The organism is Streptomyces vilmorinianum, assembly GCF_005517195.1.
GTDB lineage: Bacteria > Actinomycetota > Actinomycetes > Streptomycetales > Streptomycetaceae > Streptomyces > Streptomyces vilmorinianum.
Window position 1 is genome coordinate 5,873,482 of sequence record NZ_CP040244.1, and the last position, 15,073, is coordinate 5,888,554.

The following is a 15,073-nucleotide window of genomic DNA, read 5'->3' on the forward strand; positions in this document are numbered from 1 at the left end:
GGCGCGCAGGAGGCGCAACGCAGCGCCGGGTGAGCGGCGGGGAAGGGGGAAGTGCGCCGGTCATCGACGACCACCATGGGGCGCATTCGCGCCCCGAGACGCCGACACCGTCCACTCCGTTCACGCGGAAGGACGCCTGGTCCAGAGGTTGCGACGCTAGTGCAGGGACGATTCAAGAGGGACAGCGCTGCTGCGGAGCAGGAGCCTCGCGCCGGAACCGACCGCGGTTCCTCGGCCCAGCACGCTCAGAACCCGGGTCAGGGTCCGGCAGGCGAGGGCGGTGACAGCTCCGCGCGCAAGGGCGCCGCGGCCGCTGCCGCCGATGCCTCCGCCCCGGCCGCCAAGAAGGGCAAGGCCGAGAACGAGGTCGGGCCTCGAATAGCCCTGCGCAACTGGCGCATCTCGACGCGCCTTGTCGCGCTGCTGACCCTTCCCGTGGTCGCGGCCACCAGCCTCGGCGGCATCCGTATCAGCGAGTCGCTCCAGGACATGGAGCAGCTGGATCACATGCAGCTGCTCACCAAGCTGACCGAAGAGGCGACCGACCTCGCCAAGGCCCTCCAGGCCGAGCGTGACCTGTCCGCCGGTCCCCTGGCCAACGACAAGTCGGCGGGCGACTACCAGGTCTCCAACCCGCGCAAGGCGACGGACCGGGCCCAGAAGGCGTTCATGGACGCCACGGCCGCCATCCCGGCGACCGAGGGCGACGAGGCGCTGCAGAGCATCCGCCAGAACGTCAGCCAGATCGCGTCCCAGGTCGTCCAGATCGGCGGCATCCGCCAGGAGGCGTACAAGAAGGACGTCTCCCACTCGGTGACGGTCGAGGCGTACAGCCGTCTGATCCGCTCGCTGCTCAGCCTGTCCCAGGACATGGCGCAGGCGACCAGCAACCCGGAGATGATCAAGCGGACCCGGGCCCTCGCGGCGTTCTCGTCCGCCAAGGAGTACGCCTCGGTACAGCAGGCGATCATCGCCTCCGCGCTTCCCGCGAGCGACAGCAAGGCCGGAGAGCTGACTCCGGGCGACCGCCTCTACGGCTACGCCGCCCAGCAGGGCGAGAAGGTCGAGCTCAAGCAGTTCCAGACGATCTTCGAGTCGGCCGGCGGTGACGCCGACGCGCTGACAAGCTCGCTGACCAGCGGCAACCCCTCCATCGACGCCGCCGACAAGTACGCGGACCGGGTACTGAGCAACGACTCCGGTATGCGCAACGCCTCTCAGCGTGGTCACCTCAACTTCACGGACGAGTACGGCACCAAGATCAATGCCATGAACGTCATCGAGGCGGACCTCCTCGACAAGATGGAGACCAAGGCCCGTGAGCTGCGGTCGGAGTCGCAGCGCGAAGCGATCATCAACGCGGCCCTGATCCTCCTCGTCCTCGGTGTCTCCCTCGTCGGCGCCTTCGTGGTGGCACGGTCCATGATCCGGTCGCTGCGCCGGCTGCAGGACACCGCCACCAAGGTCGCCCAGGAACGCCTGCCGGAGCTCGTCAAGCAGCTCTCCGAGGCCGACCCGCAGGACGTCGACACCTCCGTCGAGTCCGTCGGTGTGCACTCCCGGGACGAGATCGGCCAGGTGGCCGCGGCCTTCGACGACGTGCACCGCGAGGCGGTCCGCCTCGCCGCCGAGCAGGCCCTGCTGCGGGGCAACGTCAACGCGATGTTCACCAACCTCTCGCGCCGCTCCCAGGGTCTTATCCAGCGTCAGCTCTCGCTCATCTCCGAGCTGGAGTCCCGCGAGGCCGACCCGGACCAGCTGTCCTCGCTCTTCAAGCTCGACCACCTCGCGACCCGTATGCGCCGTAACGGCGAGAACCTCCTCGTCCTCGCGGGCGAGGAGCCGGGCCGTCGCTGGACCCGCCCGGTCCCGCTGGTCGACGTGCTGCGTGCCGCCGCCTCCGAGGTGGAGCAGTACGAGCGCATCGAACTGGCCGCCGTCCCGGCGACCGAGGTCGCCGGCCGGGTCGTCAACGACCTCGTGCACCTCCTCGCCGAGCTGCTCGAGAACGCCACCTCGTTCTCCTCGCCGCAGACCAAGGTCCGGGTCACCGGTCACGCGCTGCCCGACGGCCGCGTCCTCGTCGAGATCCACGACACCGGCATCGGCCTCTCCCCCGAGGACCTCGCCGCGATCAACGAGCGGCTCGCCTCGCCGCCCACCGTGGACGTCTCGGTCTCGCGCCGCATGGGTCTGTTCGTGGTCGGCCGCCTGTCCCTGCGACACGGCATCCGGATCCAGCTGCGTCCGTCGGACTCCGGCGGCACCACCGCGCTCGTCATGCTCCCGGTCGACGTCGCCCACGGCGGCAAGAAGCCCATGCCCAAGCAGGGTGCCGGTGGTCAGGGCGCGATGCCGCAGGGTCCCTCCGCCCCCGGTGGCCGCCTGACCGGCGGTCCGGGCGCGGCCGGTGGCCCCGGCGCCGGTGGCCGTCCGGGCCTCGCCGGAGGCCCCTCGTCGGCGGCCGGCCGGCTCGGTGCCGGTGCGGGTGCCGCCCGTGGTCAGGTCGGTGCGGGCAGCGGTCCGCGTGCCGCGCTGCCCGGCCGGGACGGTGCCCCGCGCCAGAACGGTCCGCAGGACCAGGGTCCGAAGCAGGGCCCCAACCAGGCGCCGCAGCAGCCGCAGGTCCAGCAGACCTCGCAGATGGGGCAGGTCTCCCAGGAGCCGCAGCGTCCGGGTCTCGGTGCCGGCGGGTTCGGTGGTGCGCAGAGCGCCATCCCGTCCCGTACGGACGTCTGGGGCGGACAGTCCAACCAGAACCAGGGCACCCAGGGCAACCAGGGTCAGGCCCCCCAGCCGCAGCAGGGCCGGGGCAACCAGGCTCCGCAGGGCGGCGGCCGCCCGGGTCAGAACGGCGTCCCGCGCGCCGAGCTGCCCGGGGGCACCCCGCAGCAGCAGCGTCCGCAGTCCACGAGCTGGGGCAACGAGCAGGCGCAGCCGGTCCGCCGCCCGCAGCAGGAGATGTCCCCGCTGGACGCCCCGCGCGGTCACGAGGAGCCGGAGACCACGGGCCAGTACGCCCGTCCGGGAGCGCCTCAGGGACCGGGCTCCACGGGCCAGTTCCCGCGCCCCGACGTCAACGGACGGCAGCAGCAGAACCAGCAGCAGGCCCCGCAGGCCTACCAGCCCGGACCGCAGGACCCGGCGTCCACCGCCCAGTTCGCGCGCCCGGACTTCGGAAGCCCGCAGCAGGCCCCGCAGGGCTACCAGCAGCAGGCCCCCCAGGGCCAGGCCCCGGCCCCGCGCCAGCGCGGCGGCGGCGACTACGGTGCGCCCCGCCCGGCCGGGAACCTGCCGCAGCAGCCGCAGCAGCCCCAGCTCCAGCAGCCCCGCCAGCCCGAGGCGCTGCCTCCGGCCAGCGGCCCGGGTGACGCCCGTACCCCGCTGTACGACACGCTGGAGACCAACTGGTTCCACGGTCAGGGCCAGCAGGGCCAGGGCCAGCCGCAGGGCGGCCAGCAGGGCCAGCAGGGCAACGGACAGGTTCCGGACGTCGAGCAGACGATGCAGACCCCGGCCGTGCCGCAGCAGCCGGCTCCCGCGGCTCCGCGGCGCCCCGCCCCGCAGGGCGGCGGCGACGGCGGTCAGCAGGCCGGCGGGCCCGCCAACTGGCGGACCTCCCCCAACGACGAGCTGGTGCGCCAGGCCGAGCGGGTCCGCAAGCCCGCGGCCGGCGGTATCACCACCTCGGGGCTGCCGCGGCGAGTGCCGCGCGCCAACCTCGTACCCGGGACCGCACAGGAGCAGGCCCACACGGCCGGCCCCCAGGTCTCGCGTGCACCCGATGACGTCCGCGGCCGGCTCACCAATCTGCGCCGCGGCATCCAGCAGGGCCGTCAGGCGGGCAACTCGACCACGGGTAGCTTCCACGTCGGCCCCACCCACCAGCAGGAGCGTTAGTTGAGCGCGATGAGCCAGGCGGCGCAAAATCTGAACTGGTTGATCACCAACTTCGTGGACAACACCCCCGGGGTGTCCCACACAGTGGTGGTCTCCGCCGACGGCCTGCTGCTGGCCATGTCGGAAGGCTTCCCCCGTGACCGCGCCGACCAGCTGGCGGCGGTCGCGTCCGGACTGACCTCGCTGACCGCGGGCGCGTCCCGGATCTTCGAGGGCGGCCCCGTGGCCCAGACGGTCGTGGAGATGGAGCGAGGCTTCCTCTTCCTGATGTCCGTCTCCGACGGGTCCTCCATGGCCGTGCTCGCGCACCCGGAGTGCGACATCGGCCTCGTGGGCTACGAGATGACGCTGCTGGTCGACCGGGCCGGCGGCGTCCTCACCCCGGACCTCCGTGCCGAGCTCCAGGGAAGCCTCCTGCACTAGACCCGCACCGACAGGGCGGTGCGCCCCTCCGTACCGCCCTGGGTATCAAGAAACCGCCCGGCCGCCCCACCCGGCCCCCCACCGGCCCCATCAGACGGCAGATGAATTGCCGTCACGCCCGGAGGATTCATGACCCCGCCCCCCGCCTCTCACGATCCGTACGGCTCCTCGATAGACGAGTCGTACGGACATGAAGGCGACCAGCCGCTGGTGCGTCCGTACGCGATGACCGGCGGCCGGACCAGGCCGCGGTACCAACTCGCCATAGAGGCGCTCGTCAGCACCACGGCCGACCCGGCGCATCTCGCCACCCTGCTCCCCGAGCACCAGCGGATATGCCACCTGTGCCGCGAGGTCAAGTCGGTGGCCGAGGTCTCGGCGCTGCTGTCGATGCCGCTCGGTGTCGCCCGCATCCTCGTCGCCGACCTGGCGGAGGCCGGCATGGTGGCGATCCACCAGCCGGGCAACGGAGAGGCCGGCGGCACGCCGGACGTGACACTGCTCGAAAGGGTGCTCAGTGGACTTCGCAAGCTCTAGCGGCGGGGCGGCCCGGTCGACCACCAGCGCGAAGATCGTGGTGGCGGGCGGCTTCGGCGTGGGCAAGACCACGTTCGTCGGCGCCGTCTCCGAGATCAACCCGCTGCGTACCGAGGCCGTGATGACCTCGGCCTCGGCCGGTATCGACGACCTGACCCACACCGGGGACAAGACCACCACGACGGTGGCGATGGACTTCGGCCGTATCACCCTGGACCAGGACCTGATCCTGTACCTCTTCGGTACGCCGGGTCAGGACCGTTTCTGGTTCATGTGGGACGACCTGGTCCGCGGTGCCATCGGCGCCGTCGTGCTCGTGGACACCCGGCGGCTCGCCGACTGCTTCCCCGCGGTCGACTACTTCGAGAACAGTGGTCTGCCGTTCGTCATCGCGCTGAACGGGTTCGACGGCCACCAGCCGTACAACCCGGAGGAGGTCCGTGAGGCCCTCCAGATCGGTCCTGACGCTCCGATCATCACGACCGACGCCCGTCACCGCGCGGACGCCAAGAGCGCGCTCATCACGCTTGTGGAGCACGCGCTGATGGCACGACTCAAGTAGGAGAAGTCCTACGGAAGTTGTCGTACGCCTCTCGGAGGGGCGGCCTGTGTCCTTTGACACGGTCCGCCCCGGCGTTCATAACGTTTCGAATGAGAATTGGGGCGCCACGGACACCCGACGCATCCAGTCGGTACCACTGCGCTCACATGAGCCCCGCCATTTGACGGGGCTCGTTCTTTATGCCCGTTTTATCTCCGGCTTGGACCAGTGAAAACGGATCCTGACTGCTGTTTGGAAGGGACCCCCTTCACGTGCTGCAATTCATGAACTCCCGAGTAGTACGGCCCTGAACGAAACACCGGCACAACGTAGGTGCCGACGCCGAGAGGTTGTTGGTCGAGTGAGGCGAAGCAAGGAAAGCTCCGCGGAGCAGCAGGCGCGAGGCAACTTCACGCCGCCGGCGCGCATGGTGGCGTCTCCCGCCGACATGGCCGCGACGCCCGTGACGCCCCCGGCCGGCAGCGGCACGGGGAGCTCCAGCAAGCTGTCGCCGCGCAACTGGCGTGTACCGACCAGGCTGAACGCGATCCTGCTCATACCCGTGCTGGTCGGCCTCGTCATGGGCGGCTTCCAGGTGAAGGGTGCGATCGACACCTGGCAGGAGGCGCAGAACGCCGAGAAGACGGCGCTGATCGTGCGCGCCGCCTCGGAGTACAGCCAGGCGATGCTCAACGAGCGCGACCTGACCGCCGCGCCCCTCCTCACGGCCAAGACCGCTGAGGACCGCAAGAGCGACGAGGTCACCAAGGCGTACGCGGCCACCGACGCCGCCAAGCTGAAGTTCGACGAGGCCGCCAAGAACATGCCCGAGGGCGAGGGCCTCGAGCGCCGCCTGAAGCTGTTCAGGGACGAGGAGCCGAAGCTCGAGAAGCTCCGCCAGGCCGCGTACACGCAGGCCCTGGACCCCGTGAACACCCAGGTCGGGTACACCGGCGTCCAGCACTACCTGATGGAGTTCTCCAACGAGCTCGGGCTCGGCACGGGCAACGTCACCGCCTACGGCCGTACGGTCTACGCCATCCAGCTCGCCAAGGCCGCCGAGTCGCTGCAGCGCTCGATCGGCACCCAGCTGCTGGTCCGTCCGAGCCAGAAGGACGCGATCTTCGCGCAGCAGTCCGTGGCGTTCAACTCGTACAACTACCTGGAGCAGATCGCCCTCGGCGAGTTCAACTCCGGTGGCACGCAGGAGGACGTCGACCGCCTCAAGCAGGTCATGAAGGAGAAGGCCACCGAGGGCGCCAAGCGGATGCAGGCGGCCGGTGTCGAGCTGCCCAAGGGTCCCGACGGTTCGGTCTACACGGGCGCGGCCAAGGCGATCGGTTCGGCCAAGGACGCCGACGCGATCGAGGACCTGCGGAAGCAGGCCATCACGCCCGAGACCTGGATGGCCGTGGCCACCGGCAAGTTCGACGGCTACACGGAGGTCGAGAAGGAGCTCGTCGACAAGGCCGTGGCGGAGGCCGTGAGGATCTCCGACGAGGCCAAGACCGACGCCTTCGTCATCGGTGGCATCACCGTCGTCGCGCTGCTCGCCGCCTTCATCCTCGCCGGGATGATGGCCCGCCAGATGAGCCGCTCGATGCAGCAGCTGCGCACCGCCGCCTTCGGCATCGCCGAGCAGCGCCTGCCGATGCTCGTCGACCAGCTCTCCCGCACCGAGCCGGGCCGGGTCGACACCCGCGTCCAGCCCATCCCGATCGACTCCCAGGACGAGATCGGCGAGGTCGCCCGCGCCTTCGACCAGGTCCACCGCGAGGCCGTCCGGCTCGCCGCCGAGCAGGCCATGCTCCGGGGCAACGTCAACGCGATCTTCACCAACCTCTCGCGCCGCAACCAGTCCCTGATCGAGGGCCAGCTGACCCTCATCACGGACCTGGAGAACAACGAGGCCGACCCGGACCAGCTGGAGAACCTCTTCCGCCTGGACCACCTGGCCACCCGTATGCGCCGCAACGGCGAGAACCTCCTCGTCCTCGCCGGCGAGGAGCCCGGCCGCCGCTGGGACCAGCCGGTCCCGCTGGTCGACGTCATGCGCGCCGCCTCCTCCGAGGTGGAGCAGTACGAGCGCATCGAGCTGGCCGGCGTCCCGGACGCCGAGATCCACGGCCAGGCCGTGACCGACCTCGTGCACCTCCTCGCCGAGCTGCTGGAGAACGCCACCACGTTCTCCTCCCCGCAGACCAAGGTCCGCGTCACCGCGACCCGTCTCCCCGACGGCCGCGTGATGGTCGAGATCCACGACAAGGGCATCGGCCTGACCGCCGAGGACTTCGCGGACATCAACCACAAGCTGGCCAACCCGCCGACCGTGGACGCCGCCGTCTCGCAGCGCATGGGCCTGTTCGTGGTCGGCCGGCTGGCCGACCGGCACGGCATCCGCGTCCAGCTGCGCCCCTCGGGCGAGCAGGCCGGTACGACCTCGCTCGTCATGCTGCCGGACGCGATCACCCACGGTGGTGGTGGCGAGTCGCTGCCCGAGAACGACTTCACGGTCTCGCAGATGATGCCGCAGCAGCAGGTGCACTACGAGCCGGCGCAGCAGCCGATGCGGACCGCGGCGGAGCTCGGCTTCGACGACTCCCGCTACGAGCAGCCGGCCGAAGACCGCCAGCTCGATCCGGTGAACCGTTCGCTGATGCGCGAGGAGCGTCGGGCCGCCCTGGAGGCGCAGGCGCAGGGCGGCGACCGTCCGCTGTTCCGGGACGAGATCGACCCGCAGCATCAGGAGTACGCGCAGGAGCAGGAGTACGGCCAGGAATACGGCCAGGAGTACGCCTCCGACTTCGCTCAGCAGGCTCCGCAGCAGGACGGGTACGACGGCTACGACGGGTACCCGCAGCAGGGCTACGACGGCTACGTCCAGCCCACCGGCGGATACCCCGAGCCGGACTATGCGGAAGCCGCGTACCAGGGTCAGGACAACGGCCAGGCGCAGTACGACAACGCGTACGAGCCCCAGGGACACCAGGGCGAGTGGGCCGACCAGGGTGCGTACCAGGGCGGCTACGAGCAGCAGTACGGGACCGAAGCGGAATCCGCTCCCACCGCTCCCGAACCGGCCGCCGAGCGCGTAGGCTTCGACCGTCCGGGTCCCACGCCCAACGCCACCGCGGACGCCGGGCACGCGCTGACCGACGCCGGTCTGCCGCGCCGGGGCGCCGGCGCCCCGCGGACCCCCCAGCAGACGGTTCAGCAGCCGGCTCAGCAGCAGCCGGTCCAGCAGAACGAGGCCGACGGCTCCGAGGAATGGCGCTCGACGAACGACGAGCGCTGGCAGCGGGCCGAGAAGCTCCGCGAGCCGAAGGCGGGCGGGGTCACCTCCTCCGGCCTTCCGCGACGCGTCCCCAAGGCCAACCTGGTCGAGGGCACGGCGGAGCAGACCCCGCAGGGCGGCCCCCAGGTCTCCCGCGCGCCTGAGGACGTACGGGGCAGGTTGAGCAACCTGCGCCGTGGTGTCCAGCAGGGACGCAGCGCGGGAACGGACACGAACGGATCGGGCCTCGGCCCGGGCAGTACCTACAACCAGGAGCGTTAGTGTGAGCATGAGCCAGGCGGCGCAGAATCTGAACTGGTTGATCACCAACTTCGTGGACAACACCCCTGGGGTGTCCCACACGGTGGTGGTCTCCGCCGACGGACTCCTGCTGGCGATGTCCGAGGGTTTCCCCCGGGACCGCGCCGACCAGCTGGCGGCCGTCGCATCCGGACTGACCTCGCTGACCGCGGGCGCGTCCCGGATCTTCGAGGGCGGAGCGGTCAACCAGACCGTCGTGGAGATGGAGCGCGGCTTCCTCTTCATCATGTCGATCTCGGACGGCTCCTCGCTGGCCGTGCTCGCGCACCCGGAGGCGGACATCGGCCTCGTGGGCTACGAGATGGCCCTGCTCGTCGACCGCGCGGGCAGCGTCCTGACTCCTGACCTCCGGGCGGAGCTTCAGGGAAGTCTTCTCAACTAACAGACAGACAGTGCGTTTCACGCCACCGCACCGTAAGGTGCGGTGGCGCGGCTCCACAGGGACATGGACCGCGAGGCAGTCGGAGGAGGAAACGTGGGTACACCCCCGGGCGGACGCCCTTACAACGGTTTTGACGGATCGCAGCCGCACGGTGATGCCGCGCAGAACCGGTTCAACTTTCCCTCCACCCCGAGCAGACAGGGCGTACCGCAGCCCTATCAGCAGCCGCAGGCCCAGCAGGCTCCCGTGGGCGCGCCCGGCGCCTCGCGCGGGGCGGGCGGTCAGGGCAAGCACAACCCGCTTGTGCGCCCGTACGCCATGACAGGCGGCCGGACCCGGCCGCGTTACCAGCTCGCCATCGAGGCGCTGGTCAGTACGACGGCCGATCCGTCCCGGCTGCAGGGGCAGTTGCCCGAGCACCAGCGGATCTGCCGGCTGTGCTTCGAGATCAAGTCGGTCGCGGAGATCTCGGCACTTCTCTCCATTCCCCTCGGCGTTGCCCGTATCCTCGTCGCCGACCTGGCGGAGGCCGGACTTGTCGCCATCCACCAGCCCGGCGGCGACGAAGCCGCCGGCGGTCAGCCAGACGTGACACTGCTCGAAAGGGTGCTCAGTGGACTTCGCAAGCTCTAGCGGCGGCGCGGCCCGTTCAACCACCAGCGCGAAGATCGTGGTGGCGGGCGGCTTCGGCGTGGGCAAGACCACGTTCGTCGGCGCCGTCTCGGAGATCAACCCGCTGCGTACCGAGGCCGTCATGACGTCTGCGTCCGCGGGCATCGACGACCTCACCCACACCGGCGACAAGACGACGACGACTGTCGCGATGGACTTCGGCCGTATCACCCTGGACCAGGACCTGATCCTGTACCTCTTCGGTACGCCGGGTCAGGACCGTTTCTGGTTCATGTGGGACGACCTGGTCCGCGGTGCCATCGGCGCCGTGGTCCTGGTCGACACGCGCCGTCTCGCCGACTGCTTCCCCGCGGTCGACTACTTCGAGAACAGCGGCCTGCCGTTCGTCATCGCGCTGAACGGGTTCGACGGCCACCAGCCGTACAACCCGGAGGAGGTCCGTGAGGCCCTCCAGATCGGCCCGGACACGCCGATCATCACCACCGACGCCCGCCACCGCGCGGACGCCAAGAGCGCGCTCATCACCCTGGTCGAGCACGCCCTCATGGCCCGCCTGCGGTAGCCGTCCCGACGGTTGTACGAAGGCCCCCGCACCGGTCCGGTGCGGGGCCTTTTCGTCTCCCGGCGCCTCGGCGTCTGGCGCGTCTGAAGCGTCTGAAGCGTCTGGCGCGTCTCGTGGGCATACGCGAAGGCCCCCCGTCCCTTGTAGGACGGGGGGCCTTCGTGGCGTTCGGGGTCAGCCCTGCCAGGAGTGGGAGGGGCGGAAGCCCGACTGGCGCTCCAGGCGGCGCCAGCCGGCCGTGGAGCGGCCGTCGGCGGACGCCTCGGCCGGCTGGGCGGCGGCGCGGGCGAGCAGCACCGCGGTGATCGCGGCCAGCTCCTCGGGGTCGGCGTGGCCCTTCTCGACACGGAGAAGGTTGGCTGTGGCAGGCGTGGTCACTTCTGTGGGCTCCTCTTACTGAGGCGGGTTGCCGTGCTTGCGGGACGGCAGGTCGGCGTGCTTGGTGCGGAGCATGGCGAGGGACCGGATGAGGACCTCCCGCGTCTCTGCGGGGTCGATCACGTCGTCGACCAGGCCCCGCTCCGCCGCGTAGTACGGGTGCATCAGCTCGGCCTTGTACTCCTTGACCATGCGGGCCCGCATGGCCTCCGAGTCCTCGGCCTCCGCGATCTGCTTGCGGAAGATGACGTTGGCGGCACCTTCGGCGCCCATCACCGCGATCTCGTTGGTGGGCCAGGCGTACGTCAGGTCGGCACCGATGGACTGGGAGTCCATGACGATGTACGCGCCTCCGTAGGCCTTGCGCAGGATCAGCGAGATCCGCGGCACGGTCGCGTTGCAGTACGCGTACAGCAGCTTCGCGCCGTGGCGGATGATCCCACCGTGCTCCTGGTCAACGCCCGGCAGGAAGCCGGGGACGTCCAAAAGGGTGACGATCGGGATATTGAAAGCATCGCACATCTGGACGAAACGGGCAGCCTTCTCGGACGCCTCGATGTCCAGCACGCCCGCCAGCGACTGCGGCTGGTTGGCGACGATGCCGACGACCTGCCCGTCCAGACGGGCCAGCGCGCAGATGATGTTGCGGGCCCAGCGCTCGTGGATCTCCAGGTAGTCGCCGTCGTCGACGAGCTCCTCGATCACCTTGTGCATGTCGTACGGACGGTTTCCGTCGGCGGGCACCAGGTCGAGCAGGACGTCCGAGCGGCGGTCCGCCGGGTCCTCGGAGGCGACGGTCGGCGGGTTCTCGCGGTTGTTCTGCGGCAGCATCGACAGGAGGTAGCGCACCTCGGCGATGCAGGTCTCCTCGTCGTCGTACGCGAAGTGCGCGACGCCGGAGGTCTCGGCGTGCACGTCCGCGCCGCCGAGCCCGTTCTGGGTGATCTCCTCACCCGTGACCGCCTTGACGACGTCCGGGCCGGTGATGAACATCTGCGAGGTCTCGCGGACCATGAAGACGAAGTCGGTGAGGGCGGGGCTGTACGCCGCGCCACCGGCACAAGGGCCGAGCATCACCGAGATCTGCGGGATGACACCCGAGGCCCGGGTGTTGCGCTGGAAGATGCCGCCGTAGCCGGCGAGGGCCGAGACGCCCTCCTGGATACGGGCGCCGGCGCCGTCGTTCAGGGAGACCAGCGGGGCACCGGCCGCGATGGCCATGTCCATGATCTTGTGGATCTTGGTGGCGTGGGCCTCGCCCAGCGCGCCGCCGAAGATCCGGAAGTCGTGCGCGTAGACGAAGACCGTACGGCCCTCGACCGTGCCCCAGCCGGTGATCACACCGTCGGTGTACGGCTTCTTGGCCTCCAGGCCGAAGCCGGTGGCGCGGTGCCGGCGCAGCTGCTCGACCTCGTTGAAGGAACCAGGGTCGAGCAGCAGCTCGATGCGCTCGCGAGCGGTCAGCTTGCCCTTGGCGTGCTGGGCCTCGGTCGCCCGGTCGCTCGGTCCTCGCCGCGCCTGCTCACGCAGGGCGTGCAGCTCGGCCACGCGGCCACGGGCGTCGGTCGGCTCGCTCGGAGTCTGGTCCACAACGGTCATGTACCGACCCTACGAAGCCGACCAAGCAAATCCCGCCGTTGACTCCGTACAGTCTCCCGCGTCGATTCCTGGTGGAGTAGGACAGAACCATGGGCGGCCGAGGCCGAGTCGACAGCCAGACACCCCTCGCGTTTGTGGGGTTCCTACACAGAGGCGCTAGAACGCCACCTCGCAGCGGTGCGTGGCGCCCGCGGTACCGGGGGTGATCCGCAGCCGCAGCGAGCGCCCTGCGTCGAGCACCTCCACCGAGGGATCGTGGCTGATCACCCGGCGGACCGGCTGGTCCCAGACCAGTTCGAGAGGCTGTCCGGTGCGCGGCGGCTCACTGATCCGGAGGTCGAGAACGGAGCGTCCGCGCCGTACGAGCACACTCGCCGGGGCCGTGGCCGTCAGGCGTCCCACCGTACCGGCCCGCCACAGGTTCGCGGCCGTGAGTCCGAGGGACGGGACGTGGACGGCCTGCCGGTCGGCGCTGTTGTCGAGGATCCGCAACCAGCCGTCGTCGGCGGCGCGGGCGGCCAGGGTGCGCGGGGAGGCGCCCGGCATCAGCAGATACGCGTACGTCGCCCCCGCCGGGTCCGTGCCGTGGTCGAACCAGAGGGTCTGGTAGGTGCGGGTGCGGCGCTCGGTGGAGCTGGTGGTGTTGATGTCGCTCCAGGCCCCGGTCCGGTCCTCGCGCAGCGTCCGGAGGTTCGCAGCGCCCTCGGGGAAGACCCAGCCGCCGTGTCCTTCGAGGTGCGCCCAGCGGTCGTGGAGGGTGAGCGCGTGCATACCCCCATCCCCGAGGTTGCGGTTGTCGACGACCGTCTCGACGGGGACGCCGTCGGCGGCGGTGATTCCGGCCCCGAGGCATATGACGGTGTCCGCCGCGCAGAACCAGGACTTACGGGCCTCCAGGGTGGAGCCGAGGCCCTTGAGGTGCTGTCCGACGGCGGCGAACTCGCCGTCGGTGGCGCCGCCGACCCACCGGACGGCCGGCTTGGGCGCGCCCCACTCGCCGCCGGCCCGGTCGGCGAGCCGCCGGGTGGAGACGGTGGTGCCGGGCAGTCGGTAGGGGTCGACGGTCGGCCAGAACCAGTCGGTGTACTGGCCGCCCTGGCCCGGCCCCCACCAGTAGAGCATTCCGGCCCCGGTGTGCCAGCCGCGCGGGTTCTCCCCGTTGCCGCACTCGTAGTACGCGATGCGGTCGGAGGCCATGGAGATGTTCGCGGCCCAGCCGGGGCGGCGGTGCACGGCCCGGTCCATGGAGGCGAAGAGCCGGTGCCCGGTCGGCTCGGGCGCGGCGGGGACGGGCGCGTCGGCGACGGCGTGCAGCCGGGCGAGGTCGGCGACGCCGAACTGGCGGGCGGAGAGGATCGGGGAGACGGTGTCCCGCTCGATCCAGCCCTTCACGCGCGCGTGCCACCGCTCGCGCTCGGCGGCGCCGGCTCCGCCCGCGAGGAGGGCGATGGCGGCGATGATCCCCTGGCCGTGGAAGTGGTCGGAGCGCATGATCTGCCGCTCGTCGTTCTTCAGGTGACCGCGGCTGATGGCACGGCCGTTGACGCTGTCCATCATCAGGCCGTCGTGGATCAGGGGCGCGTAGGCCTTCTCGACGCTGTCGAGGATGATCTGCCGGGCGGGGTCGGTGACGGCCCAGCTGGAGCCCGCGAGGAGGGTGAAGAGACGGCCGAGGCCGTCGAGCATGACCTGTCCGTACGTGCCCGAGTACGCGACCCAGGTGTGCTGGACGAACGAGCCGTCGGCGTAGAGGCCGTCGCCCTGGGTCACGTACGGGAAGACGGGCGAGAGGGCGTCCCGGGCGAGGGCGACCTTGGCGGGGTTCGCGCCGAGGATGCCGCGCAGGGCGACGGAGCGGCAGAGGTCGACGCGGTTGGCGCCGGTGGAGGTGCCGCTGTAGTGCGTGAGCACGGAGTCGGGCACGAAGTGGTCGACGGCGGCGCAGGCGGCGGCGATCCGCTCGGCGCCGAGGTGCGGGTGGAGCGCGGCGACGATGTCCATCAGGAGGCGGGGGCTGCCGATCTGCCACTCCCACCAGTTGCCGTAGCGGGTGGTGCCGGGGTGGAAGATCCGGGCGGAGAGATGGTCGAGGCCGCGCAGGACGTCGGCGAGGAGACCGGCGTCGCCGGTGAGGCCGGTGCCTGCCTGTACGTACGCCTGGGTCATGGTCCACAGGCGGCCGTAGCTCTGGGTGATGCCGGAGGGCGGGTCGAAGGAGTAGCCGGGCCAGAGGGAGGTGTCGGTGGGGGCCATGGAGGCCCGGAACGTACGGGCGAGGTCGCCGGTCTCGGCGAGGCGGGAGGCGTAGGGCTCGGCGCCGGGGTCGAAGCCGGCGCCGAGCTGGATGTCGAGCCAGCGCAGCCGCAGCGCCTCGAACTCCCCCTCCGCCGCGTGGGCGAGAGGGGGGAGTCCGAGGGCCGCGGCCGTGGCGGACGCGGTGATCAGGAAGGTGCGGCGGGACCAGGCGAGAGCGGCGGGTTCGGGCACGGAAGCCTCCCGGGGGCAGTGGTGTAGACCTGTTGG

General features: G+C 70.7%; 11 protein-coding genes. 8 read left to right on the plus strand and 3 right to left on the minus strand.

Features of this window, described 5'->3' with window-relative positions:
• Positions 1-159 precede the first annotated feature (159 nt).
• The 8 genes from FDM97_RS27190 (at position 160) to FDM97_RS27225 (ending at position 10,573) form a co-directional block, all read left to right on the plus strand.
• Positions 160-3,900: a sensor histidine kinase gene (locus FDM97_RS27190; RefSeq protein ID WP_137993154.1), complete on the plus strand. Its 3,741-nt coding sequence runs from the start codon at positions 160-162 to the stop codon at positions 3,898-3,900.
• Positions 3,901-3,909: 9 nt separating this feature from the next.
• On the plus strand, positions 3,910-4,323 hold the full coding sequence (locus FDM97_RS27195) for a roadblock/LC7 domain-containing protein (RefSeq protein WP_137995053.1): 414 nt from the start codon (positions 3,910-3,912) through the stop codon (positions 4,321-4,323).
• 129 nt (positions 4,324-4,452) lie between these two features.
• Complete coding sequence (locus FDM97_RS27200; RefSeq protein ID WP_137993155.1) at positions 4,453-4,860, plus strand: DUF742 domain-containing protein; 408 nt, start codon at positions 4,453-4,455, stop codon at positions 4,858-4,860.
• Positions 4,841-5,422 (plus strand): GTP-binding protein, encoded by a 582-nt coding sequence (locus tag FDM97_RS27205; RefSeq protein ID WP_137993156.1) that lies wholly within the window; start codon positions 4,841-4,843, stop codon positions 5,420-5,422. The genes FDM97_RS27200 and FDM97_RS27205 overlap by 20 nt, the downstream gene beginning before the upstream one ends.
• A gap of 340 nt (positions 5,423-5,762) precedes the next feature.
• The gene (locus FDM97_RS27210; RefSeq protein ID WP_137993157.1) at positions 5,763-8,957 is read left to right on the plus strand and encodes a sensor histidine kinase; all 3,195 of its coding nucleotides are present in this window, start codon (positions 5,763-5,765) and stop codon (positions 8,955-8,957) included.
• A 7-nt stretch (positions 8,958-8,964) separates the two neighbouring features.
• On the plus strand, positions 8,965-9,378 hold the full coding sequence (locus FDM97_RS27215) for a roadblock/LC7 domain-containing protein (RefSeq protein ID WP_005311461.1): 414 nt from the start codon (positions 8,965-8,967) through the stop codon (positions 9,376-9,378).
• A gap of 93 nt (positions 9,379-9,471) precedes the next feature.
• Positions 9,472-10,011 carry a DUF742 domain-containing protein gene (locus tag FDM97_RS27220; RefSeq protein WP_137993158.1) on the plus strand — a complete coding sequence of 180 codons (540 nt, stop codon included), beginning with the start codon at positions 9,472-9,474 and terminating at the stop codon, positions 10,009-10,011.
• Positions 9,992-10,573 carry a GTP-binding protein gene (locus tag FDM97_RS27225; protein WP_050791473.1) on the plus strand — a complete coding sequence of 194 codons (582 nt, stop codon included), beginning with the start codon at positions 9,992-9,994 and terminating at the stop codon, positions 10,571-10,573. The genes FDM97_RS27220 and FDM97_RS27225 overlap by 20 nt, the downstream gene beginning before the upstream one ends.
• Before the next feature lie 174 nt (positions 10,574-10,747).
• On the opposite strand, the gene FDM97_RS27230 is transcribed toward FDM97_RS27225, so the two are convergent.
• The 3 genes from FDM97_RS27230 to FDM97_RS27240 form a co-directional block, all read right to left on the minus strand.
• Positions 10,748-10,951, minus strand: a complete 204-nt coding sequence (locus FDM97_RS27230) for an acyl-CoA carboxylase subunit epsilon (protein WP_137993159.1) — start codon at positions 10,949-10,951, stop codon at positions 10,748-10,750.
• Between the two features lie 15 nt (positions 10,952-10,966).
• Positions 10,967-12,550 (minus strand): acyl-CoA carboxylase subunit beta, encoded by a 1,584-nt coding sequence (locus tag FDM97_RS27235; RefSeq protein WP_137993160.1) that lies wholly within the window; start codon positions 12,548-12,550, stop codon positions 10,967-10,969.
• A gap of 156 nt (positions 12,551-12,706) precedes the next feature.
• Positions 12,707-15,037, minus strand: coding sequence for a polysaccharide lyase 8 family protein (locus tag FDM97_RS27240; RefSeq protein ID WP_137993161.1), 2,331 nt, complete (start codon positions 15,035-15,037; stop codon positions 12,707-12,709).
• Between the last annotated feature and the right edge of the window lie 36 nt (positions 15,038-15,073).